This window comes from Bradyrhizobium sp. McL0615 (assembly GCF_049993905.1).
Lineage (GTDB): Bacteria > Pseudomonadota > Alphaproteobacteria > Rhizobiales > Xanthobacteraceae > Bradyrhizobium.
This window is the reverse complement of sequence record NZ_CP188254.1, coordinates 667,341-694,066: the sequence shown is the minus strand read 5'-3', so window position 1 is coordinate 694,066 and position 26,726 is coordinate 667,341. Positions and strand designations below refer to the sequence as shown.

General features: G+C 62.9%; 24 protein-coding genes. 12 read left to right on the top strand and 12 right to left on the bottom strand.

The window, feature by feature from the left end; all coding sequences use genetic code 11:
* Positions 1 to 119: 119 nt before the first annotated feature.
* Positions 120 to 329, bottom strand: a complete 210-nt coding sequence (locus tag ACPPVP_RS03195) for a cold-shock protein (RefSeq protein WP_192735591.1) — start codon at positions 327 to 329, stop codon at positions 120 to 122.
* 170 nt (positions 330 to 499) lie between these two features.
* Entirely contained in the window at positions 500 to 1,267 is a 768-nt protein-coding gene (locus ACPPVP_RS03190; RefSeq protein WP_426531220.1) for a transcriptional regulator, read from the bottom strand.
* A 290-nt stretch (positions 1,268 to 1,557) separates the two neighbouring features.
* On the opposite strand from ACPPVP_RS03190, the gene ACPPVP_RS03185 reads away from it, so the two are divergent.
* From ACPPVP_RS03185 to ACPPVP_RS03175, 3 genes are all read left to right on the top strand, one after another.
* Positions 1,558 to 3,831, top strand: coding sequence for a marine proteobacterial sortase target protein (locus ACPPVP_RS03185; RefSeq protein ID WP_426531218.1), 2,274 nt, complete (start codon positions 1,558 to 1,560; stop codon positions 3,829 to 3,831).
* Between the two features lie 196 nt (positions 3,832 to 4,027).
* Positions 4,028 to 4,606, top strand: coding sequence for a class GN sortase (locus ACPPVP_RS03180; RefSeq protein ID WP_426538427.1), 579 nt, complete (start codon positions 4,028 to 4,030; stop codon positions 4,604 to 4,606).
* Positions 4,607 to 4,774: 168 nt separating this feature from the next.
* Positions 4,775 to 6,997 carry an acetate--CoA ligase family protein gene (locus ACPPVP_RS03175; protein WP_426531216.1) on the top strand — a complete coding sequence of 741 codons (2,223 nt, stop codon included), beginning with the start codon at positions 4,775 to 4,777 and terminating at the stop codon, positions 6,995 to 6,997.
* 55 nt (positions 6,998 to 7,052) lie between these two features.
* Here ACPPVP_RS03175 and ACPPVP_RS03170 read toward each other — a convergent pair whose 3' ends face one another.
* Positions 7,053 to 7,814 carry a S1 family peptidase gene (locus tag ACPPVP_RS03170; protein WP_426531214.1) on the bottom strand — a complete coding sequence of 254 codons (762 nt, stop codon included), beginning with the start codon at positions 7,812 to 7,814 and terminating at the stop codon, positions 7,053 to 7,055.
* Positions 7,815 to 7,922: 108 nt separating this feature from the next.
* On the opposite strand from ACPPVP_RS03170, the gene ACPPVP_RS03165 reads away from it, so the two are divergent.
* The 3 genes from ACPPVP_RS03165 (at position 7,923) to ACPPVP_RS03155 (ending at position 10,998) form a co-directional block, all read left to right on the top strand.
* A complete protein-coding gene (locus tag ACPPVP_RS03165; RefSeq protein ID WP_426531212.1) occupies positions 7,923 to 8,558 on the top strand; it encodes an HAD-IA family hydrolase in 636 nt (211 codons plus the stop codon).
* A gap of 108 nt (positions 8,559 to 8,666) precedes the next feature.
* On the top strand, positions 8,667 to 9,614 hold the full coding sequence (locus ACPPVP_RS03160) for an AAA family ATPase (RefSeq protein WP_426531210.1): 948 nt from the start codon (positions 8,667 to 8,669) through the stop codon (positions 9,612 to 9,614).
* A gap of 7 nt (positions 9,615 to 9,621) precedes the next feature.
* Positions 9,622 to 10,998, top strand: a complete 1,377-nt coding sequence (locus ACPPVP_RS03155; RefSeq protein ID WP_426531208.1) for a vWA domain-containing protein — start codon at positions 9,622 to 9,624, stop codon at positions 10,996 to 10,998.
* A 6-nt stretch (positions 10,999 to 11,004) separates the two neighbouring features.
* On the opposite strand, the gene ACPPVP_RS03150 is transcribed toward ACPPVP_RS03155, so the two are convergent.
* The 3 genes from ACPPVP_RS03150 to ACPPVP_RS03140 are packed head-to-tail and all read right to left on the bottom strand — an operon-like array spanning position 11,005 to position 15,091.
* A complete protein-coding gene (locus ACPPVP_RS03150) occupies positions 11,005 to 13,239 on the bottom strand; it encodes a molybdopterin cofactor-binding domain-containing protein (RefSeq protein ID WP_426531206.1) in 2,235 nt (744 codons plus the stop codon).
* Positions 13,236 to 13,733, bottom strand: coding sequence for a (2Fe-2S)-binding protein (locus tag ACPPVP_RS03145; RefSeq protein ID WP_426531204.1), 498 nt, complete (start codon positions 13,731 to 13,733; stop codon positions 13,236 to 13,238). The genes ACPPVP_RS03150 and ACPPVP_RS03145 overlap by 4 nt, the downstream gene beginning before the upstream one ends.
* A complete protein-coding gene (locus ACPPVP_RS03140) occupies positions 13,730 to 15,091 on the bottom strand; it encodes a c-type cytochrome (protein WP_426531202.1) in 1,362 nt (453 codons plus the stop codon). The genes ACPPVP_RS03145 and ACPPVP_RS03140 overlap by 4 nt, the downstream gene beginning before the upstream one ends.
* 252 nt (positions 15,092 to 15,343) lie before the next feature.
* On the opposite strand from ACPPVP_RS03140, the gene recQ reads away from it, so the two are divergent.
* Positions 15,344 to 17,200 (top strand): DNA helicase RecQ, encoded by a 1,857-nt coding sequence (gene recQ / locus ACPPVP_RS03135; RefSeq protein ID WP_426531200.1) that lies wholly within the window; start codon positions 15,344 to 15,346, stop codon positions 17,198 to 17,200.
* A 223-nt stretch (positions 17,201 to 17,423) separates the two neighbouring features.
* Here the strand turns inward: recQ and ACPPVP_RS03130 are convergent, their stop codons facing one another.
* Positions 17,424 to 18,437 (bottom strand): 1-aminocyclopropane-1-carboxylate deaminase, encoded by a 1,014-nt coding sequence (locus tag ACPPVP_RS03130; protein ID WP_426531198.1) that lies wholly within the window; start codon positions 18,435 to 18,437, stop codon positions 17,424 to 17,426.
* A 155-nt stretch (positions 18,438 to 18,592) separates the two neighbouring features.
* On the opposite strand from ACPPVP_RS03130, the gene ACPPVP_RS03125 reads away from it, so the two are divergent.
* Positions 18,593 to 19,057, top strand: coding sequence for an Lrp/AsnC family transcriptional regulator (locus tag ACPPVP_RS03125; RefSeq protein WP_426531196.1), 465 nt, complete (start codon positions 18,593 to 18,595; stop codon positions 19,055 to 19,057).
* A gap of 98 nt (positions 19,058 to 19,155) precedes the next feature.
* The gene (locus ACPPVP_RS03120) at positions 19,156 to 19,725 is read left to right on the top strand and encodes a hypothetical protein (RefSeq protein ID WP_426531195.1); all 570 of its coding nucleotides are present in this window, start codon (positions 19,156 to 19,158) and stop codon (positions 19,723 to 19,725) included.
* A gap of 164 nt (positions 19,726 to 19,889) precedes the next feature.
* On the opposite strand, the gene ACPPVP_RS03115 is transcribed toward ACPPVP_RS03120, so the two are convergent.
* Together ACPPVP_RS03115 and ACPPVP_RS03110 are read right to left on the bottom strand one after the other, a co-directional pair.
* The gene (locus ACPPVP_RS03115) at positions 19,890 to 20,159 is read right to left on the bottom strand and encodes a hypothetical protein (protein ID WP_426531193.1); all 270 of its coding nucleotides are present in this window, start codon (positions 20,157 to 20,159) and stop codon (positions 19,890 to 19,892) included.
* 19 nt (positions 20,160 to 20,178) lie between these two features.
* Positions 20,179 to 20,376: a hypothetical protein gene (locus ACPPVP_RS03110; RefSeq protein ID WP_426531191.1), complete on the bottom strand. Its 198-nt coding sequence runs from the start codon at positions 20,374 to 20,376 to the stop codon at positions 20,179 to 20,181.
* A 255-nt stretch (positions 20,377 to 20,631) separates the two neighbouring features.
* Here ACPPVP_RS03110 and ACPPVP_RS03105 point away from each other — a divergent pair, with 255 nt between their 5' ends.
* Complete coding sequence (locus ACPPVP_RS03105) at positions 20,632 to 20,937, top strand: hypothetical protein (RefSeq protein ID WP_426531189.1); 306 nt, start codon at positions 20,632 to 20,634, stop codon at positions 20,935 to 20,937.
* Positions 20,938 to 21,036: 99 nt separating this feature from the next.
* On the opposite strand, the gene ACPPVP_RS03100 is transcribed toward ACPPVP_RS03105, so the two are convergent.
* Positions 21,037 to 22,293 (bottom strand): S1C family serine protease, encoded by a 1,257-nt coding sequence (locus tag ACPPVP_RS03100; RefSeq protein ID WP_426531187.1) that lies wholly within the window; start codon positions 22,291 to 22,293, stop codon positions 21,037 to 21,039.
* Between the two features lie 265 nt (positions 22,294 to 22,558).
* Here ACPPVP_RS03100 and ACPPVP_RS03095 point away from each other — a divergent pair, with 265 nt between their 5' ends.
* Together ACPPVP_RS03095 and ACPPVP_RS03090 are read left to right on the top strand one after the other, a co-directional pair.
* Complete coding sequence (locus ACPPVP_RS03095) at positions 22,559 to 23,785, top strand: glycosyltransferase family 87 protein (protein ID WP_426531185.1); 1,227 nt, start codon at positions 22,559 to 22,561, stop codon at positions 23,783 to 23,785.
* A gap of 252 nt (positions 23,786 to 24,037) precedes the next feature.
* Positions 24,038 to 25,030: a Bug family tripartite tricarboxylate transporter substrate binding protein gene (locus tag ACPPVP_RS03090; protein WP_426531183.1), complete on the top strand. Its 993-nt coding sequence runs from the start codon at positions 24,038 to 24,040 to the stop codon at positions 25,028 to 25,030.
* A 58-nt stretch (positions 25,031 to 25,088) separates the two neighbouring features.
* On the opposite strand, the gene ACPPVP_RS03085 is transcribed toward ACPPVP_RS03090, so the two are convergent.
* Together ACPPVP_RS03085 and ACPPVP_RS03080 are read right to left on the bottom strand one after the other, a co-directional pair.
* Positions 25,089 to 25,904 carry a tetratricopeptide repeat protein gene (locus tag ACPPVP_RS03085; protein WP_426531181.1) on the bottom strand — a complete coding sequence of 272 codons (816 nt, stop codon included), beginning with the start codon at positions 25,902 to 25,904 and terminating at the stop codon, positions 25,089 to 25,091.
* 138 nt (positions 25,905 to 26,042) lie between these two features.
* Positions 26,043 to 26,699 (bottom strand): FecR family protein, encoded by a 657-nt coding sequence (locus tag ACPPVP_RS03080; protein WP_426531179.1) that lies wholly within the window; start codon positions 26,697 to 26,699, stop codon positions 26,043 to 26,045.
* Positions 26,700 to 26,726: the final 27 nt, after the last annotated feature.

Sequence of the window (26,726 nt, the reverse complement as noted above, 5' to 3'; positions counted from 1 at the left end):
TTGATCGTGCGGCGGCACGACAAACAAAAAACCCGCCGATTCATCATCGGCGGGCTCTCGTATCGGAGGCTGATTAGTGGATCCCAGTACATCCGTGGAAATCCAGAATCGGCAACCTTTTAATCGACGCGAAGGTTCTCGGCGCTGGTCTTGCCGCGCATCGGGTCCTTCTTCGCTTCGAACGAGATCTTCTGGCCTTCATTGAGCGAGCTCAGGCCCGCACGTTCGACGGCGCTGATGTGAACGAAAACGTCGGTGCCGCCATCATCGGGCTGGATGAAGCCAAAACCCTTGGTCGCGTTGAACCACTTAACTGTTCCGGTAGCCATGTAACTATCTCCAAGATGCGCCTAAGCGCTTTGCCCACACGACCTCCGCGCGGGCTTCATCCGATTTCAACGATGTCTTGGGGAATGGGGCCGGTTTCGGCGCGGTCAACAAGGCAGAGCGGTAATTCGAATAAGAGGCATATAGTCTATTTCTCCGGGAATGCAAGTCCTTATCCTGGCAGGAACAGCGCAAACGGTTCTTCGGTCGTCCGCCGCAAATGCTGGCGATATTGCGCGTAATTGGGGTCATCGACTGAAACCCGGCCAAAGGTCGGGCTGCCGACCATCTTGATCGGCAAATAAACGATTGGCGCCGCGATCGGCGTCAACAGCGAGCCGCGGCCTGCGAGCAATGTGGTGATGATGCCATACATCTCGCCTGAAATCGTCGGCCGCGCCACCGTGATCAGGCGATGCTGGCCGTGCCGGTTGGTGACGAGATAGATGTGGCCCGATTGATTGGGCATCGCCACCTCGCCGAACTGGGTGAAGGCCGCGTCCTGCCGTTCGCTTTCGTGAAACACCAGGGAAGACGCCGCATTGTCCCACGAGATCTCGGTGCGGTAGGCGAAGATCGCGTCCTTGTCGCCGAACGAGGGACGCACCGTGACATAGGTCCCTTCGATCCATTCCGCGCCGCGGCGCGAATAGGCCCCCAGCGCATCAGGCGCGATGTCGCCGTTCCCATTGAGTGCGACGGGCGCCGCTGCGTCGGGGGCCTTGCGCAGGGAAACACCGAGCGCCTGCTCAAGCCGCACGGTCGTGGCAAGCGTAAACGGCCGGCGGCCACCGAGCACTTTCTCCAGCGTCGAAAGGCTGAGCTTTGCAAGCTCGGCCAGCGATTGCCGGGAGATGCGGCGACGGGCGATTTCCTCACGAATGGTGTCGGCAATCTGCCGGCTCTGCTCGGCGGAAAGCTGCTTGTCCGGCGCTGGCATCGTTACTCCTGGAGCGTTTTCCAGCGAAGTGGAAACCGGTTCGCGTCAAGAAAACGCGTCAAAACAAGAAACTAGAGCCCCGTTCCGATTCAATCGGAACGGAAAAGGCTCTGGTCTCAAAGGGCCAGTCTAGCAGACGCACAATCCATCACAAACCCGCACAAAGCCACCCCGGCCGTGGCGGAGCCCGGTGGCGGGCGACCGAACAAGGCCGATCATTCCGCTCGCGCCAAATCAAGGCTTTCCGCACCCTCACACCACGGCGAAACCGCCGTTTTGGAGTGAGCGACATGACGACGTCAGACGAAATTGAGGCCGACAAACCCAGCGAACGGCCCAGCCTGATCAGGCTGGCGCTGTTCTTCGTGATGCAGGGCGTTGCCGTAATCCTGGTCGGATTTGCGGCATTATTTTTGAGCTTCGAACCGGTATGGTCGGCGGAGCGCGTTCAAGCCGCCTTGGTCAAGCCCGGCGACGCGCGCTCCGGATCGCTGCTCCTGAAAACGGACGACGGCTATGCCGACGCATCGCGGCTCGGCATCGATGTCGATCTCACCGTCTCGGGACCAACGGTCCGCGCTCGTGTTACTCAAATCTTCCGCAACCCGACGCAGGACTGGGTCGAGGCGATCTACGTCTATCCGCTGCCGTCGGGCGGCGCGGTCGATACACTGAAGATGGTGATCGGCGACCGCGTCGTGGTCGGCGACATCAAGGAGCGGCAGCAGGCAAAAGTCATCTACGAACAGGCCAAGCAGAACGGACAGAAGGCGGCGCTGACCGAACAGGAGCGGCCGAACATTTTTACCAACTCGGTCGCCAATATCGGCCCCGGCGAAACCGTGCTGGTGCAGATCGAATATCAGGAGCCGGTCCAGCAATCCGGCAACGAGTTCTCGCTGCGGGTGCCGATGGTGGTCGCCCCGCGCTACAATCCCGCACCCGTGGTGCAGAGCGTCGACTTCCGGCCCGACGGCGGCGGCTGGGGCGCAGTCAAATCCGATCCCGTGCCGGATCGCGACCGCATCTCGCCCGAAGTGCTCGACCCCGCGACCAACGCGCCGGTCAATCCGACCCGTATCACCGTGCGGCTGCAGGCCGGCTTCCCGCTCGGCGAGGTCAAAAGCCACCACCATGCGCTCAAGACGGAAAAGGCCGATGCCGACACGAGCATCATTCGCCTGGCCGAAGGACCGGTGCCGGCCGACCGCGATTTCGAGCTGACCTGGAAATCGGCCACCGAGAAGGCGCCGTCGGTCGGGCTGTTTCGCGAGCACGTCGGCGACAGCGATTACCTGCTGGCCTTCGTCACGCCGCCGTCGGTCGAGCAGGCCCAGCAGAAACCGCTGCCGCGCGAGGTCATCTTCGTGATCGACAATTCCGGCTCGATGGGCGGCGTTTCGATCATCCAGGCCAAGGCGAGCCTCACTTACGCGCTCGGTCGCCTGCAGCCCAACGACCGCTTCAACGTGATCCGGTTCGATCACACCATGGATGTGCTGTTCCCGTCAGCCGTGCCGGCCGACAGGGAGCATATCGGCCGGGCTACTTCCTTTGTCGACGCGCTGCAGGCCAATGGCGGCACCGAAATGGTGCCGGCGATGCGCGCCGCGTTATCAGACAATGCCGGCGATGCCAGTTACGTCCGACAGGTCATATTTCTGACCGACGGCGCCATCGGCAACGAGCAGCAATTGTTCGAAACCATCAATGCGCTGCGTGGCCGCTCGCGCATCTTCATGGTCGGCATCGGCTCGGCTCCGAACACCTACCTGATGACGCGCGCCGCCGAACTCGGCCGCGGCACCTTCACCCACATCGGCTCGGTCGAACAGGTCGAGGAACGCATGCGCGGCCTGTTCGCCAAGTTGGAGAATCCCGCGGTCACCAATCTCACCGCAAAATTCTCTGATGCCTCAGCCGACATCACGCCGGTCGCGATCCCCGACGTCTATCGCGACGAGCCGCTGGTTCTCGCGGCAAAGCTCGACAAGCTGTCAGGCTCGGTCGAGATCAAGGGCCGCATCGGCGACCGTCCGTGGGTCGTCACCCTTCCGCTGGCGAATGCGGCCGAAGGCAAGGGCCTGTCCAAACTCTGGGCGCGGCGCAAGATCGCGGATGCCGAAGTCGCACGCACCACGCGGCAGGCGAGCCCGGAAGATGCCGACAAGACCATTCTGGCGCTGGCGCTCAAGCATCAGCTCGTCACGCGGCTGACCAGCCTGGTTGCGGTCGACAAGACGCCGAGTCGTCCGCAAGGCGAGCCGCTCAAGGTCGCGGAGCTGCCGATCAACCTGCCGGCCGGTTGGGATTTTGAAAAGGTGTTCGGCGAGCGACAACGCGCTCCGGCGACGCCGACGGAACGCCGCGCGGATAACGAACAGGCACGGGTTCAGATCGCGGCGCTGAAACGGGCGCAGCCGATCGTGACCCAAACGCCCACCACGGTCACGCTGCCGAAGACGGCGACTGACGCTGAACTGAAGATGATTGCGGGCGTGATCCTGCTCACGTTCAGCCTGATCCTGTTCGTGCTTACTCGACGTCAGATGTCACCGCATTGACATCGGCTGAAAAGAGAAGGCGCCCCACCTCCTCTTTCCAGAGCGCGCGCGGCTTCCACCCGTCCCCCCAGGGCCGCGCGCGCCGCTTTTCTCTCACCAGCACCGTCATTGCGAGCGCAGCGAAGCAATCCACCTCACCGCGAAAAGAAAGAATGGATTGCTTCGCTGCGCTCGCAAAGACGCGAGGGCCAACATGATGCCCCGCTTCATCCTGCCGCTCCTTCTCGCCGTCATCGGCCTGATCCTGTTCGGCCAGGGCGCCTACATCCACGCCAAGGCGCTGCTGGCACAGGTTCTGCTGGAACGCGCCTTCGAAAAAACCATCGCCACCGGGCGTGAGACAAAGCCGTGGTCATGGGCGGATACATGGCCGGTCGCCCGCATCGGGGTAAAACGGCTCCATGCCAGCACCATCGTGCTCGCAGGCAGCAGCGGGCAGGCGCTCGCCTTCGGACCAGGTCATGTCGAACGGACGCCGGATGCCGGCGAGCGCGGCGTCGCCGTCTACTCCGCGCACCGCGATACGCATTTCGCCTTCCTGAAGAACGTCGTCGTCGGTGACGAGATCGACGTTACAAGAGACGACGGCCGGACGTTCCGCTACAGTGTCGATGCAACCTCGGTCGTACGCTTCGATGCCTCCGGCATCGATCCGCTCGCAGGCGGGCATCAACTGGTGCTGTCGACCTGCTGGCCGTTCGACGCGCTGACGCAGGGGCCGGAGCGCTATCTTGTGCACGCCACCATGCTCGGGGACGCGCCGGGTTCACGCTGAATTCTCCGCGGGCCGGGATATCGTGCGCGGCGCGAATGGCGCTGCGCGCACAACGCGTGTTGCCACCCCAGCCAAGTCTCAATAGAAAGGCCTCAATCATAAGAAAACCATGGCGCGGCGTCCTCAATCGCCACGGCCAAAGAAAACAACAAAGTTTAAGGGATATCCATGGACGCTCAGGCAAGCACCGCATCGCACCAAGCCGAAAAATGGTCGCCCTCGCCTGACGCCAGCGACATCGTCAAAAGCATCCATGCGATGCTGCACCCGCGCAACATCGTGCTGGTCGGCGCCACCGACAAGCCCGGCAACTATGCCGAGCGCATCTGGAACAATCTGATCAAGTACAAATACGAAGGCGGGCTGTTCCCGGTCAACGCCAAGCGCGAAACGATCTGGGGCGTGCCCTGCTACAAGGATTTCGCCAGCCTCCCCGAAAAGCCCGATCATGTGCTGGTGCTGGTGCCGGCGCGTTTCGCGGTGCAGGTGATCCGTGACGCCGCCGCCGCCGGCGCGCGCTCCGCCACCATCGTCACCTCCGGCTTCAGCGAATTGCAGGACGAGGACAGCCAGCGGCTGGCGGTTGAACTGAAGGAGGCGGTGCGCGAAACCGGCCTTGCCGTCACCGGCCCGAACTGCCTTGGCAACTTAAGCGCGGGCGAAAAGCTGTTCACCAATATCGACGACCGTATCGTCACCATGGAAGCTGGCCCTGTCGCGATTGCCGGCCAATCCGGCGCGATCGTGATGGCGATCCGCCAGACGCTGGAGGATCGTGGCGTCGGCGTCGGCTACATGGTCACGACCGGCAACGAGACCGGCCTCGAGACGCCGGACCTGATGGCCTATTTCGCCGCCGATCCCTCGATCCGCGTCATCGTCGTCTATCTCGAAGGCGTCCGGAACACAAAAGTGTTTCGAGAGGCCTGCAAGGCCGCGCGTGCCGCCGGCAAGCCTGTCATCGCGCTGAAACTTGGCGCCTCCGAGGGCGGCCGCGCTGCCGCGATGGCGCACACCGGCGCACTCGCCGGCTCGATCGAAACATTCGACGCGATCTCGACACGCGAGGGCGTGATCCGCGTCCGCGGGCTCGACGAATTGATCGAGACCACCGAATGTTTCGTACATGCCGAACCGCCGAAGAGCAACCGGCTCGCGGCAGTGTCGCTATCCGGCGGCAAGCGCGGCCTCCTGATCGACGCGTTCTATTCGGCGGGCTTGAATTTTGCGCCGCTCAGCGCGAATGCGACCGAGCAACTGGCAAAAATGCTCGGTCCTGGCAGCATCGTCGGCAATCCCCTCGATGCCGGTTTTGCCGCGGTGGTGGACCCCTCGGTCTACATGAACTCGATCAAGATCATGATCGACGATCCCGACACCGACATCGTCATCATCGACGCCGAACTGCCGAAGGCGCCGCACGAATTGCGCGAGCGTAACTTACGGATCGTCAACGAGATGGCGGGCGCGGCCAGCAAGCCCGTGGTCTACATCAGCGCGATGTCGATCGGTTTCACCGAATTCACCAAGGCCTTGCGAAAATCGCTGCCGAACATCGCGGTCATGCAGGGTCTCGACCGCGCGGTCGGCGCGATCAAGTCGCTGATTGAGTACTCTTCGCTGCGCAAGGAAGTGCCTGATATCAAGTCCAGTTCGAAGGCATCCGCACGTGCGGTGCTGGAAAAGGCGCTCAAGGCCGCCAACGGCGCCGCCGCGCTGGACGAGGTCGCCTCGAAGAAGCTGCTCAAGGCCTACGGCATCCCGGTTTCAAAGGAAGAAATTGCGCAGACGGCTGCCGAGGCGGTGAAGATCGCCAAGACGATCGGCTTTCCCGTGGTCGCGAAAGTGGTCAGCGCCGACATCCTGCACAAGTCCGATATCGGCGGCGTAGTGCTGAACCTGAACAGCGCAGCCGAAGTGAAGAAGGCGTTCAACGACATCACCGCGCGGGTCAAGAAGATCAAGAGCAAGCCAAAACTCGAAGGCATCCTGATCGCGCAGCAGGTCAAGGCCGACCTCGAACTCGTGGTCGGCGCCTCGCTCGACGCCGAGATGGGGCCGGTGGTGCTGTTCGGCACCGGCGGCGTCGATATCGAACTGATGAAGGACGTGGCGCTGGCCGGCGCGCCGCTGGACGAGGCCGAGGCGAAGCAGCTCATCGCCAAGACCAAAGCCGGCGTGAAAATGAAGGGCTATCGCGGCAAGCCGGCGCTGCACGAGGCTTCCGCCGTGAAGGCACTGGTCGGCCTCTCCAATCTGATGGCCGACGCCGGCAGCCGCATCGCCTCGATCGACGTCAATCCGTTTTTGATCAACAGCAAGGTCGGCGTCGCCGTCGACGGACTGATCGTGCTGAACAATGCCGCCGCCAACAAGGCGGCGAAGCATTGAGGGGCTAATCTCTTTCTGCTCCCTCTCCCCGCAAGCGGGGCGAGGTTTAAGCAAGCTAAAACGCCATTCCCCACTTCTGCGCGGTCTGCACGATCCAGTCGCGGTAGAGCGTCAGCGGCGTAACGCCGGTCATGCCGCCGCATCCGGCTGAGCCATTCGGTCCGGTCGACCAGCTCACGACACCGACAACCACCGGGCCACCCTGCTTGTCCTCAAAAGCCGGCGCGCCGGAATCTCCCGTGCAGGCGCCGAGCCCCTCACGCGTGCCCTGCCCGACGGGATCGACCAGCCTGATCTGCAACGTCCCCGGCTTGCCCGTCGCGACCAGGTCGGCGACGCGGATGGTGCCGCCGCTCTTGCCGTCGCCGCGAACGGTCACGCCGATACCCGCGATGGTAAAGCGGCTGCCGACGTTGATCGGGATATCAGGCATTCCGAGCGCGGCCGGCGTCTTTCCCTTGGGCGGCGCAGCCAATTGCAGCAGCGCGACATCCGCGGTCGCACGATGTCCCGACATCGCCTGCATATTGAAGCCGGGATGGACAGCGACGCTCTTTACGTCCTGCAGCGACGGCTGCCGGTCCGCGCCATATTCGACGATCTTGTACTCGGCGCCTGATGGCACGCAATGCGCCGCCGTCAGCACCAGTTTCGGCGCGATCAACGCGCCGGTGCAAAAATTGCCGCGCGAACCGACGATGGTGACGACCGAGCGGGCGACGCCCTCCGTCGACGGCGCACCGCCGCCGACGATGGCGTGCGCGGGAACGGATAGCAGCAGGGCAAGGCCGGCAATCAGGCGAGGCAGAATGTTCATCGGCGCAGCAATAGCCCGCGCGGCGCATGTCGCCAAGCGCCCGATCGCACTGGTTCCAGCAGGCAATTCGTGTTAGCCGCTCGCCAACACATTTGTTTCAGGCAGGGCATGATGATCGAGGCAGTAATCTGGGATTTCGGCGGCGTGCTGACCACCTCGCCGTTCGAGGCGTTTACGCGGTATGAGACCGAGCGCGGGCTGCCCGCCGACATCATCCGGCGCACCAACGCCACCAACCATCTGGAAAATGCCTGGGCCAAGTTCGAGCGCGCCGAGGTCGATATCGAAGCTTTCGACGAGTTGTTCGCGGCCGAATCGCTGGCGCTGGGTGCGGCGGTTCGCGGCAAGGATGTGCTGCCGCTGCTCTCGGGCGACTTGCGCCCTGAAATGGTCGAGGCGCTCAAGCGCGTCAAGGCGCGGTTCAAGACCGGCTGCATCACCAACAACCTTCCCGCCAACGCCATCGGCAGCCACAGCGGTCGCTCGCTCTATGTCGCCGAGGTGATGGTGCTGTTCGATCACGTCATCGAGTCCGCCAAAATTGGCCTGCGAAAGCCCGACCCGCGCATCTACCGGATGATGGTCGAGACGTTGCAGGTCGATCCCAAAAACTGCGTCTATCTCGACGACCTCGGCGTCAACCTGAAGCCGGCGCGCGAGATGGGCATGACCACGATCAAGGTGGTCAGCGCGGCACAGGCGATTGGGGAACTGGAAGCCGCTACCGGGCTGGCATTGCGCTAGGCGGAAAATGGCGGATTTTGCCGCCGCCCATGACGAAACGGCGCTTGTCCTTTGCCGGGAACGCGGGCAGAACATTGCGAAATCTACCGAATTCGGAGTTGAAACCCCGTGGCTGAAAATGGGCCGTCGGCCTCGATCGAGGCAGTGGAAAGCGGTCTTGCGGCGCAAGGCTATATTGCGAGTCGCCAGATCGCGACCGCGGTCTATCTTGCGCAGCAGATCGAAAAACCCATCCTGGTCGAAGGCCCCGCCGGTGTCGGCAAGACCGAACTCGCAAAGGCGATCGCCGCCTGGCGCGGCATGAAGATGATCCGCCTGCAATGCTATGAGGGGCTCGACGAGGCCAAGGCGCTCTACGAGTGGAAATACGCCAAGCAGCTTCTGTATACACAGATCCTCAAGGACAAGCTTGGCGAAGTGCTCGGCGGCGCGCCGACGCTGGAAGCGGCGCTGAACCAGCTGCACGATTTCGGCGACGTGTTCTTCTCCAAGGAATTCGTCGAGCCGCGGCCGCTGCTGCAGGCGCTGGAACAGCCCGCCGGCTGCGTGCTGCTGATTGACGAAATCGACAAATCAGACGCCGAATTCGAATCGCTGCTGCTGGAAATCCTCAGCGACTTCCAGGTGACCATCCCGGAACTCGGGACGATTGTCGCCGTCGCGGCGCCGACGGTGATCCTGACCTCGAACAGCGAACGCGATCTCGGCGACGCGCTGAAGCGGCGCTGCCTGCATCTGCACATCGGCTTCCCCGAGCAGAGACTGGAAGAGCGGATCGTCGAAAGCCGAGTACCCGGCATTTCGCAGACGCTGCGCAAGCAGATGGTGAGCTTTATTAATGAGGTCCGCACGCTCGACCTCAAGAAGCTACCGTCGGTCAGCGAAACCATCGACTGGGCGCGCGTGCTGGTGCTGCTGCAGGCGCCCGAGCTCGGTCACGAGGTGGTCAAGGACACGCTGAACGTTCTCCTGAAATACGAGGCTGATATCGAGGCCACGATGCCTCAGGTCTCCACCTTCATCGCCAAGGCTTCGCGTCAGAACGTCTTCGGATAGACAGGGGATGAGAGAGAACCTGCATCGCTTCTTTCGTGCGGCGCGGGGCGCAGGCGTCAGGCTCTCGCCGGCCGAAAGCATCGACGCGATGCGGGCGGTCTCCAAGGTCGGCTTTGCCGACCGCACCATCCTGCGCGACACATTTCTGCTGACGCTTGCCAAGACGCAGGATGAGAAGAAGGCGCTCGGGGATTGTTTCGATCTGTTCTTCGATCAGCCCGAGCCGCAGCCCCCGCTCGAGGACGGCAAGGCCGACGAGCAGGACGCAGAAGGATCCAACTCCGCCTCCGATTCACCCGGTGACACCAGCGGCGGCGACCAGCAGGCCGACGGGCTCGGCCAACTCGCCCAGATGCTGCTGGCGCAGGACCGTAACCAGATTTCGGCGGCCATTGCCAACGCCGCGAGCGCGGCCTCGTTGTCCGACATCCGCTACTTCACCCAGCGCGGCATCTTTTCTGGACGCATCCTCGACCGGATGGGCATCGAGCGCCTGCGCGACGACCTCGACAATCTAACTGCGACCAACCCGGCGCTCGCGGAGCGGCTGACCAATGCGCTGGACGGACTGCGCGGCACGGTGCGCGACACCGTCTCGCAGGCGCTGCTGCTGTACGGGCGCGAGGAAGCCGAAAACCTTCGCAATGAAATCCTGGCCAACGCGCCGCTGTCGCGGATCGAGCCGCGGCAGGTCGAACAGATGCGCCGTCTGATCCGCCAGATCGCGCGCCGCCTGCGCGAGCGCTACTCCAAGCCGCGCAAGCGGCAGCGCCGCGGCCATCTTGACGTGCGCCGCACCATCCGCCGCAACGCCGCCTGGGGCGGCGTGCCGTTCCTCACGGCGTGGAAACGCCGGCACCGCGACAGGCCGAAGATCGTCGCACTCTGCGACGTCTCGGGTTCGGTGGCGCGGGTATCCGACTTCTTCCTGTTGCTGATCCACAGCCTGCACGAGGTCGTGGACGACGTCCGCTCGTTTGCGTTCTCAGGCCACCTGATCGAAGTCAGCGACATCCTGGAATCCAAATCGCCGGAAGAGGCGATGGCCGAGATCATGTCCAAGGTCGGCTTCGGCTCGTCCGATTACGGCAACTCCTTCGATGATTTCGAGCACGGCTGGATGAGCGCCATCACGCCGCAAACCACCGTGATCGTGCTCGGCGACGCCCGCAGCAACAATCTCGATCCCCGTGCCGACATTGTACGCCGCATCGCCGAGCGATCGAAGCGGCTGGTCTGGCTCAACCCCGAAGGCCGGATGGCCTGGGGTTGGGGCGATTCCGAAATGCCGCGCTATTCGACTTTCTGCACGGTCGTTCGCCAATGCGCCACTGCAAAACAGCTCGAACGCGCAGTGTCCGACATCGTGGCGAGCTATCAGTAGCCACCTTCACGCGTCGATCGCCTGCTTGATGCGCTTGCGTGTCAGCGGCAAATTCCTTAAGCGCTTTCCCGTCGCATTGGCGATGGCGTTTGCAATCGATGCCGCCGCCGGTCCCTGCCCGGTTTCGCCACTGCCGAGGAACGGCTGCCCCGGCCGGTCGATGATATGAACCTCGATGCTGTCAGGCACGGCCTCGAAACGCAGGATCGGATAGGTCTGCCAGTCGATGCTGGTTATCCTGGTATCGTCGAAGCTAACGCTTTCGTACAATGTCCAGCTCATCGACTGCACGATGGCGCCTTCGATCTGGTTGACCAATCCGTCGGGATTGACCACCTGCCCGCTATCGACCGCCGCTACCGCGCGGACCAGACGTGGACGGCCGGTCTCCCTGTTGACCTCAACCTCGGAAGCAATGGCGCAATAGGCCGCCAAATTCTTGTAACGCGCGAAGGCAAAGCCGAAGCCGCGATCCTGCGGCGCCTTCTGGCCGCTCCTCCATCCAAAATTCTGCGCCGCCTTTTCGATCACGGCACGGCCACGCTGATCCTCAAGATGTTTCAAACGGAATTCGACGGGGTCGGCACCAGCGAGGCCCGCGAGTTCGTCCATAAAACTCTCGATCGAGAATACGTTGTGATAGGCGCCGAGCGCCCGCATTGCCGAAATCCGCAACGGCATCGCCGGGATGAAGTGGTGCACCACCTGCGCGTTGGGAAAGGCGTAAATCGGGATGGCGTTGCGGTCGCCACCGCCTTCCGGCAACGGCAACGGTTTGGGCGCCGGCACAGCAAACGGCTGCGCCATATGCTGCGCCGCCAGCATCGATCCGGCGCCGCCCGGCCGCATCGAGTGTGTATTGCTCCAGACGTCGAAATGCCAGTCGGCGATCTTGCCATTGCCGTCGAGCGAGGCCTTGAGTTTCGTCACCATCGCCGGGCCGAACGGCTCCCAGGCATGTTCCTGTTCGCGCATCCATTGCACGCGAACGGGGCGGCCGGGCAATGCACGGGCGATCAACGCGGCATCGGCCGCGGCATCGTCGGCGCCGTTATGGCCGTAGCAGCCGGAGCCTTCGACATGGATCAGCCGAACGCTGGCCGGAGGCATGCGCAGCATTTCCGCGATGCCCTGACGATCGGGAAAGACGCCCTGGGTGTGCGTCCACACGGTCAGCGCACCATCGATCAGTTGCGCCACCGCACAGGACGGACCGATCGATCCGTGCGCCTGATAGGGCCGCGTATAGGTCGCTTCGATGGTCTTCTGGCTTGTGGCCTGAGACTTGCCGCGCTCGAAAATCGTCGAGGTCTGCGCAGGCAGGCTGGTCAGCACCGCAAGCAGGTCGTCCTGCTTTGGCAGGCTTGCCGTCTCCTGCCACTTCGCGGCGGCGGCCAGCGCATTCATCGCCTTGACCGACTGGAACTCCTTTTCGGCGACCACGGCAAGGAAATTGCCGTCACGCACGACCTTGACGACGCCGGGCAGCTTCTCGGCAGCGGCAGTATCGCATTCGATCAGTTGCGCGCCATAGCTCGGCGGCCGCACGATCCGGGCATGCACCATCCCGGGCAGCCGCATGTCCTGAACATAGGCCGCACCGCCGGTCACCTTGGCCGGGATATCGACGCGCGGCACAGACCGGCCAATGATCTTGAATGTCGCGGGGTCCTTCAGTTTCGACTTCGGCTGCGCCTGAACATGCAGCATATCGTCCCGAACGAGCTCACCATACGACAGACGTTTGCCATCGGGCGCGATCACCGCACCGCCTGCCGTCCATAAGGTCTCGACCGACAAACCAAGCCGGTTTGCGGCTTCGGCAAGCAGCAGTTCGCGCGCCTGTGCCGCCGCGTTCTGGATCGCGGTGCCGCTGTCCTTCATGGAGTTGCTGCCTGACGTATAGCCCTCGTTCGCGGTCAGGCCCGTGTCCGCCGTCGTCACCTTGAGGGATTCAAACGCAACATCGAGCTCCTCCGCCGCGATCTGCTGAAACGCCGTCTTGAAGCCCTGGCCGAGTTCGGCCTTGCCCGTGAACACCTCGATCCTGCCATTGGCGTCGATGCGGATCCACGCGTCGAGATAGGGCGACGTTTTCAAACTACCGGGCGGGCTCGGTGCGGGAGCCGGGGCGGGAGCGGCTTGCTGCTGCGCCAAAGCGCCTGACAACGAGAAGCTGACGATCAGCGCGCCGCCGCCTGCCAGCACCCGGCGGCGATCGATATTCACGGGGGTGTTCATCGGGCTCTCCCCTCGACCGCTGACGAAGCATCCGCGGTGTCCATCAGTCTCGCCGCACGGCGCACCGCGCGCAGGATGCGCATGTGGGTGCCGCAACGACACAGATGAGGTTCGAGCTCGGAGCGGATCTGTTCATTGGTCGGCCTGGAATTTCTCTGCAGCAGCGCCTGCGCCCGCATCATGATCCCGGCGATGCAGTAACCGCATTGCGCTGCCTGCTCTTCCATGAAGGCGCGCTGGATCGGCGCCGGTTCCGACGCCGTGCCGAGACCCTCGAGCGTCGTGACCTGCTTGCCTTCCAGCAAAATCATCGGCGTCACGCAGGAGAGCACGGCCTTGCCGTCGACGATGACAGTGCATGCGCCGCATTGGCCGAGGCCACAGCCGAATTTGGCGGCGTTGAGCTTGATGTCTTCGCGCAGCACGTAGAGCAGCGGCGTATCCGCCTCCGCATCCACCTGATGCTCGCGGCCGTTGACCTTCAATGTCATCATGGCTTTTCTCGCTGCTGAGGATCGGCGGGTGCGTTACGCGGCGCGGGTGATGTCATGAGAAATGCGGTCTGTGCGCGCCGTGCGTCTTGAACTGCCTTTTCAACGCCGGACCATGGCGACTGGTTGCTGAACCGCGTGCGAAGATAGCTCAGCAGCGACGAAGCCTCCGCATCGGTCATGCTGGCGGCAAATCCGGGCATTATCGGGCTGCGTTCGCCTTCGACGGCCCGGACGCCGGACAGCACGATATTGGCGAGATTGCGCGGATCGGGGCTGGCGATCGCGGTGCTGAGCGCCAGGTTGATGCCACCGTAAGGCAGCGGCCGGCCGCTCGCGTGGCATGACGCGCAGGCCGCGGCATAGATTGACGCACCGGCCGCATTGGTTTGGGAAGCGGCGACTGCAGATGATTTGGCCTGTTCGAGTGCGGCCTCGCCCTGACGTTTGCGATCCGGCGCCGGCGCTCCCGATACGCCGGCCATGTAGACCGCGATCGCGCGGACGTCGCTTGACGGGACCGAGGAAAGGTTGCTGACCACCTCCGCCATCGGCCCGCGCGCCGTACCGTGGTCGGGGTGCCAGCCGTTGCGCAAATACGCGAACAGCGCATCCGCATTCCATGGCACCGGCGCGTGCGACTGATCGTTCAGCGCGTAGGCGTGCCAGTTCTCGACATCGCCGCCGGCAAACTGCGCGCTGTTGCGTTCGGCCCCCAATACATTGCGTGGCGTGTGGCAGGCGCCGCAATGCGCCAAGCCTTCGACCAGATAGGCGCCACGGTTCCATTCGGCGCTTTGGCCGGGATCGGGCTGATAGGTGTCGTGACGAAGGAAAAGCAATTTCCATCCGGCGATGGCAATCGGCTGGTTGAACGGGAACGAAAGCTGGTTTTCGCGGGCCGGCGCGCGGACGGGCTGCCGCGTCATCAGGAAGGCATAGAGTGCCCGGTCGTCCTCGTCGCTGACATTGGTGAAGTGGTCGTATGGGAATGTCGGATAGAGGTGCTGGCCTTCACGGTTGACGCCGGAGCGCATCGCGCGCCGAAACGCGGCTTCCGACCATTGCCCGATTCCCGTCTCTGCATCCGGCGTGATATTCGAGGAGAAGATGGTGCCGAACGGGGTCGGCACCGGCAGACCGCCGGCAAAGTTCCTTCCGCCGCGCACGGTATGGCAATCGTTGCAATTGCCGATCGCCGCCAGGTCGCGGCCTCGTTTGACGAGGGCGGCATCGAAGGTCAGCGGCCCGGGAGGCTCGACCGCGGCAATCGCCGGGCGCCACACGATCGCAAAGGCCGCTGCGCCGCCAAGCAGCACGATAGCGATGATGCCAGCGACAATTCGGGACGGTCCCGTCATCCGCTCCCCTTGCGCACCTTTTGGCGCTCCCTTTGCGTTTATTGCTGTTGGGCACTATTTTAGCACAGATCGCCCGCCGCCGTTCACCCGCGCAAGCATTAATTGCCGCAAGTCTGCCCTGCAGGGAGCCCACACGGCTGCGCATGGACGGGAGTGTCGAATCTGGACTGAACATGCCATGATCGATGGTAATCTCGACTTTCCCTCTCAAGAGCGCCTGCGCGCGGCCCCCGATCGGACGACATAATCCCCATGCCTGCTCCCGCCACCCTTCGCCGCGACAGTGTTCCCGATGCGCTGGCCGTGCTCAATTCCGTGTTCGGCCTGCCGGCCTTTCGCGGCGCGCAGGAGGAAATCGTCCGTCACGTGACAGACGGCGGCAACTGCCTGGTGCTGATGCCGACCGGCGGCGGCAAGTCGATGTGCTATCAATTGCCCTCACTCCTGCGTGAAGGCTGCGGCATTGTGGTGTCGCCGCTGATCGCGCTGATGCGCGACCAGGTCGCGGGATTGCTGGAGGCCGGCGTCAATGCGGCGGTGTTGAATTCGACGCTATCGTTTGACGAAGCCTCGGAAGTCGAGCGGCGGCTGCTCGCCGGTGACCTCGACCTGCTCTATGTCGCGCCCGAGCGGCTGCTGACGCCGCGCTGTCTCTCCTTGCTGGGACAGGCCAACATCGCGCTGTTTGCAATCGACGAGGCGCATTGCGTGTCGCAATGGGGGCACGATTTCCGCCCCGAATATATCGGCCTGTCCGTCCTCGCCGAACGCTTTCCCAACGTGCCGCGCATCGCGCTGACGGCGACCGCCGACGAGATGACGCGCCAGGAGATCGTGACCCGGCTCGGGCTTGCCGGCGCGCCGAGCTTCGTCGCGAGCTTCGACCGTCCGAACATCCGCTACGAGATCATCGAGAAACAGAACGCCCCGGCCCAGCTCAAGGCCTTCATCAGCGAACGCCATGCGGGAGACGCCGGCATCGTCTACTGCCTGTCGCGCGCCAAGGTCGAGGACACCGCCAATGCTCTGACCAAGGCCGGCATCCCGGCCCTGCCCTATCACGCCGGTCTCGACGCTGGCCTGCGGGCCCGCAATCAGGATCGTTTTATCAACGAGGACGGCGTCGTCATCGTCGCCACCATCGCCTTCGGCATGGGCATCGACAAACCGGACGTGCGCTTCGTGGCGCATCTCGACCTGCCAAAAAGCATCGAGGCCTATTACCAGGAGACCGGCCGCGCCGGGCGCGACGGAAAACCCTCCAGCGCCTGGATGGCCTATGGCCTGTCCGACATCGTGCAGCAGCGCCGCATGATCGACGAATCCACCGGGTCCGATGCATTCAAACGCGTATCGATCGGCAAACTCGATGCGCTGGTGGCGCTGGCGGAAACCGCGGGCTGCCGGCGGGGCCGCCTGCTCGGTTATTTCGGCGAAGAAGTCACCGGCATCACTTGCGGCAATTGCGACAACTGCCTGTCGCCGCCGCAACTCCGCGACGGCAAGGTCGCCGCGCAAAAACTATTATCCGCCGCCTACCGCACCGGGCAGCGTTTCGGCGCCATGCACCTGATCGACGTGCTGGTCGGCCGCCTGACCGAAAAGGTCACGCAGTTCGGACACGACAAGCTGACCGTGTTCGGCATCGGAAACGATCTCAACGAGAAGCAATGGCGCGCCGTGATCCGCCAGTTGGTCGCCATGGGCCATCTGCGCGCCGACAGCGAAGCCTTTGGCGCGCTGAAGCTGACCGAGAGCGCACGCGGCGTCCTGAAAGGCGAGACAGAAGTGATGCTGCGCGAGGCGGCGCCCGGCACGCGCGTTCGCGCCAGCCGCACCAAATCAAGGCGCGGCGATCTGGCGCAGCGCGCCGAGACCAGGCCCGCCGATGCGCCCCTGCAGGCGGCGCTACGGGCCTGGCGTGCCGATATCGCTCGCCAGCGCAGCGTGCCGGCCTACGTCGTGCTGCACGATTCCACCATCGACGGCATCGCCGCCGCACGGCCTTCGACGCTCAACGAGCTCCGCAACATCGCAGGCATCGGCGACAAGAAGCTCGAACATTACGGCGACGAGCTGCTCGCGCTGGTGCGGTCGGCGGACGCGTAGGCCGTTAGAGCGCTATGAATTTAGGTTGACGCAGAGGTGCCGACTTCTCCCTCGCCCCGCTCTTGCGGGGAGAGGGTCGGGGTGAGGGGCTGCCTCCACGAGTACCGAATGCGGTTAGACCGGTGCCCCCTCACCCGGATCGCAAGGGCGATCCGACCTCTCCCCGCAAGCGGGGCGAGGTAAGGAGCGCACGCTTCAGACTCAAACCAGAACCAGCGCCATCTCAGCCGTTGCGGAAGGTGTAAGCATATCCATTGATCGCGGGCGCGCCGCCGAGATGGGCGTAGAGCACTTTCGAACCCTTCGGGAAATAGCCCTTGTTCACGAGGTCGATCATGCCCTGCATGGATTTTCCCTCGTAGACGGGATCGGTGATCATGCCTTCGAGGCGCGCGCACAGCCGGATCGCCTCCTTGGTCTCTTCTGAGGGAACGCCATAAGCCGGATAGGCGTAGTCCTCGATCAGGACGACATCGTCCTCGACGATCCCCTGGCCCAATTCAACGAGGCTGGCGGTGCCACGGGCGATCTCGAGCACCTGGGCCTTGGTCTGGGCCGGAGTGAAGGAAGCATCGATGCCGATCACCTTGCGCGCGCGGCCGTCCTTGGCAAATCCCACCAGCATGCCGGCATGGGTCGAACCGGTGACCGTGCAGACCACGATGTAATCGAACGCGAAGCCGAGCGCCTTTTCCTGCGCCCGCACCTCTTCCGCAAAGCCGACATAGCCGAGTCCGCCATATTTGTGCACGGAGGCGCCGGCCGGGATCGCATAGGGCTTGCCGCCCTTGGCCTTCACGTCCGCGATCGCCTCTTCCCAGCTTTGGCGAATACCGATGTCGAAACCTTCATCGACCAGCTGCACGTCGGCACCCATGACGCGGCTGAGCAGGATATTGCCGACCCGGTCGTAGACGGCGTCCTCGTGCGGCACCCAGCTTTCCTGCACCAGGCGGCACTTCATGCCGATCTTGGCCGCAACGGCTGCGACCATGCGGGTGTGGTTGGACTGCACGCCGCCGATCGAGACCAGCGTGTCGGCATTGGAAGCGATCGCATCGGGGATGATGTATTCGAGCTTGCGCAGCTTGTTGCCGCCGAAGGCGAGGCCTGAATTGCAATCCTCGCGCTTGGCGTAGAGCTCGACCTGGCCGCCGAGATGCTGCGAGAGCCGCTCCAGCTTCTCGATATGGGTGGGTCCGAATGTGAGCGGATAGCGCTCGAATTTCTCCAGCATCGTCATCCCCGTTCCTGATCTCCGCGAAAGGCGGTATCATCGATGGCTGGAAAAGTGCTCTCTAAGTTAGCCACTATCTGTTAGGAATATTGCATTGTTTCGGAAATAACGTAGGATTTCATCCGCTAATAAGTATATTTTAGATAGATTCTTCCATGGCCAGCAGGCTAGACCGCATTGACCTTAAGATATTGCGTTTGCTGCAGAATAGCGGCCGGCTAACCAATGCCGAGCTGGCCGAAACGGCCGGCGTCAGCGCCGCAACCTGCCACCGGCGCACCCAGCGCCTGTTCGAGGAGGGGTTCATCGCCCAGGTCAGGGCGATGGTGGCGCCCCGCAAGGTCGGCAAGGGGGCGCTGGTCATGGTCGGCGTCGTGCTCGACCGCTCCACGCCAGAAAGCTTTGCCACCTTCGAGCGGGCGATCGCACAGCTGAAATTCGTGCTGGATTGCCATCTGGTGGCCGGCGATTTCGACTATTTTCTCAAGATTCGGGTCGGCGATATGGAGGATTTCAACCGCATCCATGGCGAGCAATTGATCGCGCTGCCGGGCGTCCGCCAGACCCGCACCTTCTTCGTCATGAAGGAAGTGGTCGACAACGCGCCGCTCGATTTCTGATTGCCGTTTGGCACCGCAAAACAGGGCTATCTTACCGTGGCGAGCCTGCGAGACTCTGGTCACACAGCGCGCCATGTCCTATCAACCGGGGCATGATCATGAAATTCTGCCGGCAGGCTTTCGCGCTTGCCATCGCTTTCGTTGCAATACCGGCCCTCGCGCAGGACGAACTGCCGCGGCCGGAGCCCGACACCGTCATCTTTGCGATGATGTCGGGCAGGTGCACCACGCTGAAAGTCGCGGGACGGGATTATCGTTGCCGGGCCGTTGCGTTCTTCCAGACCGAGGAAGGCCGGGCGAATTTTACCGTGGCGCTCGACGATCCCAACGATAACAGCCACATCATCACGTTCTCCGGCGACAACGGGCGAAGGCCGGACGCCAATCTGTACGAATTGCCGATCGACCGGATGCTGCTGAAATCCAAGGACAGGCCGAAGGCCGACGGCCTGCCGGTGCCGTTAGTCGAACCCACCGCCGGCCTCTGCAAGCAGGTCGGCAACTTCGTGACGCTCGAACTTTCCAGCATCTCCTGCACCGCGGTCGACAGGAACGGCAAGAAATACGAACTGCAGTACCAATCCGACGGCGGGCCAATGGCGGTGCGCCGCATCAAGCGGATGCGCGTCGGCAACCCCTCGGTGACGCCGTTCGACGACGTGAAATAAAAAGGCCGGCGTAGAAACGAAAGACCGCCGGCGGAAACCCGACGGCGGCCAGTATCGATCCACGCATGGCTCGCGAATGCGCGGACAAGATCATGCTAGTTCGAAAGTCCTGCCAGGGCGTGGAGGCCATCCGTCAAAATCGAGCGGTTGGCTTCACACCGGCTTTACCGTGAGCCACCGCGCTCGCGGCCGTTCCTCGTCGGCAGGATGGAGCTAGCGATGTCGAATGCGACGGCCCATCGCGGCTTTTCGTCCTCGGCGCCGGGTACATTGATCTGAACGCCGCCACCGTCGCTGATCGTACAGGACGCAGCCAGTGTGGCAGCTTCGAGCGCTGCGCTGCGCGAATCGTAGACGCCGCCGATCTTGATGTTGTCGGCAAATACCGACCAACCCATCGGCGCCTTCACGATTTCGAACACTGACCGTTCCATTAGCTCACCCTGTATCGTTTCACCTGTATCGCTTCCGCCCCTCGCCTACGTGGCGAATCCTGGTCACGGGCGCGCGGCGCAGGGACGTTGGCTTGACGTCGGCGGCCTTCACGCGCCAGTCGGAAGCCCGCAATCCCATCAAAGAATGCACCGCCGGTGCCAGCGCGATTTCCTTCCGCACGGCATCGACAATTCGATCGAATTCCACTTCGCCCATAGCACGCTCCATTGCGCCTGGCCGGCGTTCTGCCGCCAGGACGATTAGAAGGGACCGCGCTGAGCACAGATCGCCATGCAAGTTTGTTGTTTGAAGGCTCGCCCACGGTCGCTTCGATGGCAAAAAAGGGCCGAAATCGGGAACGTCCGGGCCGCACCTTTGCGAAACCGGTGGGGTCCGATGACCCACGGAGGCCCCCCTTGGCCCAACTTGCCCGATGCGTGCTAGATTCGGCCACGAATCAGGAGGGTTTGCATGCCGGTAGACAGTGACAGCGCCATTGCGTGGCACCGCGCCCAGCTCAAGAAGCTTCGCGAGACCTTGAAGGGCATCGAGACCGCGAGGTTCACAGTGGGCGAGCATGCCCAATCGAGCAGGACCGGCAAAACGCAAAAGGCGATCGCCGAACTCGAGCAAAAAATCCGGCAGTCGCAGCACATCATCGCCGCCTATGAGCGGCAGACCCGACGGCCGCTCGCAACGGACCAGCGAAGCCTTGCGACCGTGAGATGGAGTGCCTGGAATGCCCAGGCCGCGCATAGCCGCGGCAATTCGCGGTAAGCGTTGAGCCGCCGGAATATCCGGCGGGCTCCGTGCTCAGCTTTCGAACTGGCGATCCATCATTTTGGCGCGCTGCCGATGCATTCGCCGCCAAGCGCTCTAATTTCTTGCGGTCTCTTTTTCCTTCGCCTTAGCCTTGCACGAAATGAGAAACGTAAACGCCCTTGCATCGCGCGCGATATCCGCCGTCTTCAATTCGGCCTTGGCGTCGGAGATCTGATAGGGCACCACGCTGTTGTCGAGAAAATCCCGCAGCGCTCCGGTCTTGATGGCGAAATTGATGTTCTCTGGAATGTTGCCCGTTGCCCTCGCGAACTTGATCGCATTCAGTTTGGCCGCGACCACGCCGACCACGTCGCCGCTCGAGGCCAATAGCGGACCGCCGCTATTGCCGGGTTGAACGGCCGCGCTGATCTGCAGAAAGCGCGTGTCGTTGAGGATGCCGCTGAGCGAACTCACGATCCCGGTCGTCACCGTGAAGTCGGAGGTCAGCAGCCCGTGGAACGGGTATCCGATCGCCACCACGCTGTCGCCGGACTGGATCGCCTTGTCCCGGATTTTGGCGATATCCTTGAACGAACCGGTAGCCTGCAAGAGGGCTAGATCGTTGGTCTCGTCGCTCGACACCAGGCGCAGTTTGTCTGGCGCCTCGCCGGACGGATTGCCCTGGATGTCGCCGACGCAGCCCTGCACCACATGCGCATTGGTCACGAGGTGTCCGTTGGTGCTCACCAGAAAGCCGGTGCCGGTCTGGTTGAACAGTTTTTCGGGCTTGGCCGGCGCGGAATCCGGCGCCGCCGCCGCGACCGCCTTGGCGGCGGGCAGGACCGAGAAATCGCCGGCGCTGGCCACGCCCGATTGCCTGACCTTTGCCACGCAATGCGCCAATACCGGCAATAGCTGCCCGGTCTGATCGAGGTTGAACTGGAAGAGCTGGCCTTGGGTATAGGCCGTCATCGCTTTCGCCTTTCGGAACTGGGCGATCAGCGAGGAATTGCTCGGCATCGGAACGCGAACCAGCTTGTCGGCGATCGGAACGCCGTGAACATTGAACGGCTGCTGGCCGTCGAATGTCAGGGTCAGCGGAAACGCCTCGCCGGTCGTCAGCTTCCATTGCTCATGCATGAAGCCGAGACTCCAGCCGCCGATGTTGTCGATCATCACGAGAAAAAAGACACCGCTCGCGTATCGGGCGCCGGCTGCGCAGTGCGTGAAAGACCCGGTCTGGTCGTTGGTATAGGCCCCGCCCTGCCAGTTGCCGACGCTGATTGTACCGTAAGGCCCATGCGCATCCGCATTCGAACTGGCAAAAATCGTACACAACAAAACTGCGACGGCAGCAGCACGGCATTTCATAGGCTTTCCCCACACACCCAAGGTGAATATATTTGTTTTTGCAACCGGAGTCTATTTGGGCCCTGCGCGAGAGCCGAATTTTCCTGTTGCGGGACCGGTAAAATTGGTCGGGGCGGCGCTTTCATGCCCGCAGGCGGCCCAACTGCCGAAGCGCTTCGTTAAGGTCTTTGCCGGATCATTCGGCACATCGTTTCGATCGTCGTAAGATCGGCACCGATTCGCATTCGCCCGCAGCAAAACAGCTCATCGCCTGGCAGAAAAACGCATGGACTTGGCACACGGCGGAGACAGTTTCCGGCATAGGGACGCGCTGCGTCCACCCGCGATCGTGCTGGTCCCGGGCCTTCTGATGGCATTTTACGTCTGGCTGAATCTGCTCACGACGATTCCCTACCCGGGCAGGATCGGGCTCGACTACAATACCCTCGGCACCGACTGGATGGTGTTCTACGGCGCGATCCGCGCGGTCCTCGATGGCAACGCGCCGCTGATCTTCGACGGCGATCGCTTCACCGACTTCCTCAACACGAGTTTTGCAGGCTGGCTCTCCAAGCCGCTGGAATTCCGGCCATGGGCCTACCCGCCGAGCTTCCTGCTGATCCTGCTGCCGTTCGCGCCATTGGGCTTCTTCGGCTCCTACGTGGCGTTTCAGGTCGTGACCGGCGCCCTGCTGGCGCTCGCGCTGCGATCGAGTGCGGCAGCCGCCGTGCCATCGAGCGCCCTGCTCGTGGCCGCGCTGGCTTGCCCGGCATCGGCCATCAATGCGATCGACGGTCAGGCCGTCTTTCTGGTCGCAGCACTGATCGTCGGCGGGTTTGGCCTGCTTGAACGGCGTCCCTATCTCGGTGGATTGGTGCTGGGACTGCTGACGTTCAAGCCCCAGTTCTGCATCCTGGTCCCGATCGCCTTGATGGCGGCCGGGCAGTGGCGCGCGTTCCTTGCGTCAGGCCTGTCCGCGCTGGCCATGATGATCGCAAGCGGATTGATTTTCGGATGGGACCTCTGGGTACGGTGGATTCCCCTCATCCTCGAAAATCTCATCAGCCCGAGCGAGAAGTGGATCGAGTTCGGCCGCATGTGGGGGCACAGCGTCTACACCTGCGCAGTGCTGCTCGGCGCGCCGGAACGGCTGGCGTCGTGGATTCAACTGCTCGCCATACTCGGCGCAGCCGCATCCGTCGTCATCGCGTTCCGATCGCGGCTGGGGACGCGGGAAAAGACCGCGGTCTTTCTGGCCGCGACCGTCCTCGCAGCACCGCATTCCGGACCCTATGATGTGACGCTGCTGGTGATCGCCGCGGCGTTCTGGCTGATGTCGCGCGCCGCGCCGCTGCCGCTGTGGTGCTGGACGCTCGCGTTCATGATCTGGCTGCTGCCGATGCTGAGCCCGCCTTTGATTTTCCCCGTGGCCAGGATCGCCCCGCTATTTCCGGTGATGCTGATCGTGCTTCTGCTCCGCCCCGGCGTTTCGGCGTCAGCACACGGACGATAAGAGCGAAGGCCGGACTTCCCGAATTTCTTTGGCAGAACCGTGTGCCGAAAACGGGCGGCAGCATGACCGAGGGGAGCGACTAAACGTCCCGGGCCCCACCCGCTTCCGGCGGCTCATTTTAATGGATCACATCTGGCATCTTGCATACGGTACGACCGCTCGCCTGTTTTCCCGAGTGAACATCGAACCGGGAAGCAAAAAGCAATTGCGCCGCTGACAGCGGACGCTTGCAATAAGCCGGAGGAAAATGCCGTGAAGCCAAGAGTTGTCCGGTGCGCCCTGTTTGCACTTATCGCGGTCGTTTCCGCTGTGGCCGGCCAGGCCCAGGACATAGCCCAGGCCCAAACATGGCCGGACAAGCCGATCACGTTCATTGTGCCGTTCGCGGCCGGCGGCGGCACCGATGCCTTTGCCCGTCCACTGGCAGCCCAGCTCGATTCACAATTGGGCAAGCGCGTGCTGATTGAAAACCGCGCGGGCGCCGGCGGGACTGTCGGCGCATCGGCCGCGTCGAAGGCAGCGCCCGACGGCTACACCTTCTTCATGGGCGCGGCACATCATGCCATTGCACCCTCGCTCTATCCCAACCTCGACTACAACATCGAGAAGGATTTTGTCGCGGTGGCGCTGATCGCGCGGCCTCCGCAGGTGGTGGTCGTCAATCCGGACAAGGTCGCCGCCAAGACGCTCGCCGAATTCATCGCCTATGCCAAAGCCAATCCGGGCAAATTGAACTACGGCTCCGCCGGCGCCGGCACCACGCATCATCTCGCGGGCGAACTGTTCAAGATCCTGACCAAGACCAACATCCAGCACGTTCCCTATCGCGGGGCGGGCCCCGCGATGCAGGATCTCATCGCCGGCCACGTGCCGGTTGTGTTCGACGGGCTCGGTTCGTCGGCCGCGCCGGTCAGGGCCGGACAGTTACGCGCGCTTGCCGTCGCCGCGTCGAAACGCGTGCCGGCCTTCCCCGATCTTCCGACCGCCGCCGAAGCTGGCCTTGCCGGATATGAAGTGTCGACCTGGTACGGGCTGTTCGCGCCCAAGAACACGCCGCCGGCGATTGTCGCTCAGATGGTCAAGGAATTGCAGAAGGCCATGCAGACACCGGCTATCAAGGAAGCCTGGGAGCGCAACGGCTCCGATGTCCCCGACGTCGCGGGTCCGGCATTCGCGAAGATGGTATCCGCGGAAGTCGAGCGCTGGAGCACGGTCGTGACGGAAGCGAACGTGAAGCTGGACTGACCCGGCTAATCAGGCGCGGCATCGTTTCATGACGAGTTCGCCCCGTCAGGCTCGCTGATCAGTTGCTGTCGCGCACGCCATAGCGGATGAACTCGTCATCCAGTCCGGCATGGATGGTCCTTGCCTCGGAAATATCGGCATCGCCACCAGCCTTGTCGCCGTTCCTGAGCCTGGCGAGCCCGCGCCCGTAGAGCGCACTCGCCAGCTTCGGATCGAAACGCAGTGCGGAACTGAAATCATCGATCGCCGCGTCAGCCTGTCCCATCTTCAGGTGGATCAGTCCGCGCGAATCATAGGTTGCGGCGTCGTTAGGCCACGATTGAAGCACCTTGTTGCAGTCCTCGAGTGCGGCTTGCAACGAGCCGAGGATGGCCCGGGTCCAGCAGCGTCCGCTCCACGCGGCCTCCAGATTGGGCTCAAGGCGAATGGCCTCGTCGTAGTCCCGCACCGCGCGATCGTACTCGTTCTTTTTCAGGTAGACCCCGGCACGGTTGACTAAGGCTCTGCCGTAGTTCGGGTTCAGCTTGATCGCCTGATCGAAAGCTTTGAGGGCGAGATCGTACTCGCCTTTTCGCAAGTAAGCCGCGCCACGGTTGTTGAACGGCTTGGCAGAAGTCGGATCGAGCTTGATCGATTGATCGAAATCGGGGATGGCGCGGTCAAAGTCTCCCTTTGCCGTGTGGGCGTTGCCACGATTGTTGTAGGCAATGGCAAGCGCCGTGGGTGTAGCTTGACCGGAATCGATCAGCGCCGTGCACGCATCGATGCGGGCTGCAAGCGAAGTGAGATCCGAGCCGTTGCATCGCGCGATGTTGCCGAGATAGTCGCTCTTCTTCGGGCTCTGCGCGGCAGCCAGTGACCCGAGCAGCAGCACGGCAAAAGCAGGCGCCACGCCGTGGATGATGCGCTTGCTCGCACTCAATTCCATATCAGGCTTTCCGATCTTGGCATCAACAAGCGGCGGCCCATTGTTCTGAGCGGGACCGGCAAATTTCTCCCATCGCGAACGGGCCTAGCACCCCCGACAGATGTTCAGATTTGACTTGGGAAAAGGCTTTTGGTCGGGTTGCAGCGCCGCTGGCGCTCCCGGCTTTCGCACGACCTTGCTCTTGCCCTCTTCAATGAGCGTGGAAAATCTGACTGTCCCGTCATCCGAAATTTCCACGCGTGGCGTGGTGCCTCGAATGCCCATGGTCGCGACCGGGGTGTCGACCTTCATATCGCCGGTCTTCGCGACTTTGCCCGCGACAAAGGTAAAGGTCCCCTTGGTCAGATTGAACAAGCTCGCGTTGGACTTACTATTTGGATCGTAGACGAACTCGTCCAAAACCATGCGCGCGTTGTTCGACAGATTGAAGGAACTGCCATCGGTGAAGTTGATACCGACCTTGCCATCGGCGCCGGTCGCAACGGCATCGCCCTGATAGACGAGATCACCTACTTTGGCCTGACCAGCCTGACCTGCAGTGCTTGCCTGAACGACGACCGCACCTGCGCGTTCAAGCGTGACGGAACCCGTGGCGACGACGACTTTTCCAATCGGTGTTGATGCGAGATCCTGAACGGCGGGCCTGGCGGTATCGCGTTGCGCGTGAGCCGGCCCGGCGAAAAGCCCGCCCGCCGTCAGAACCAAACCTGTCACCACGACGGCAATCGCATGCGTGCACATGATCCCCCCTTTCCCGAGAAGATCTTG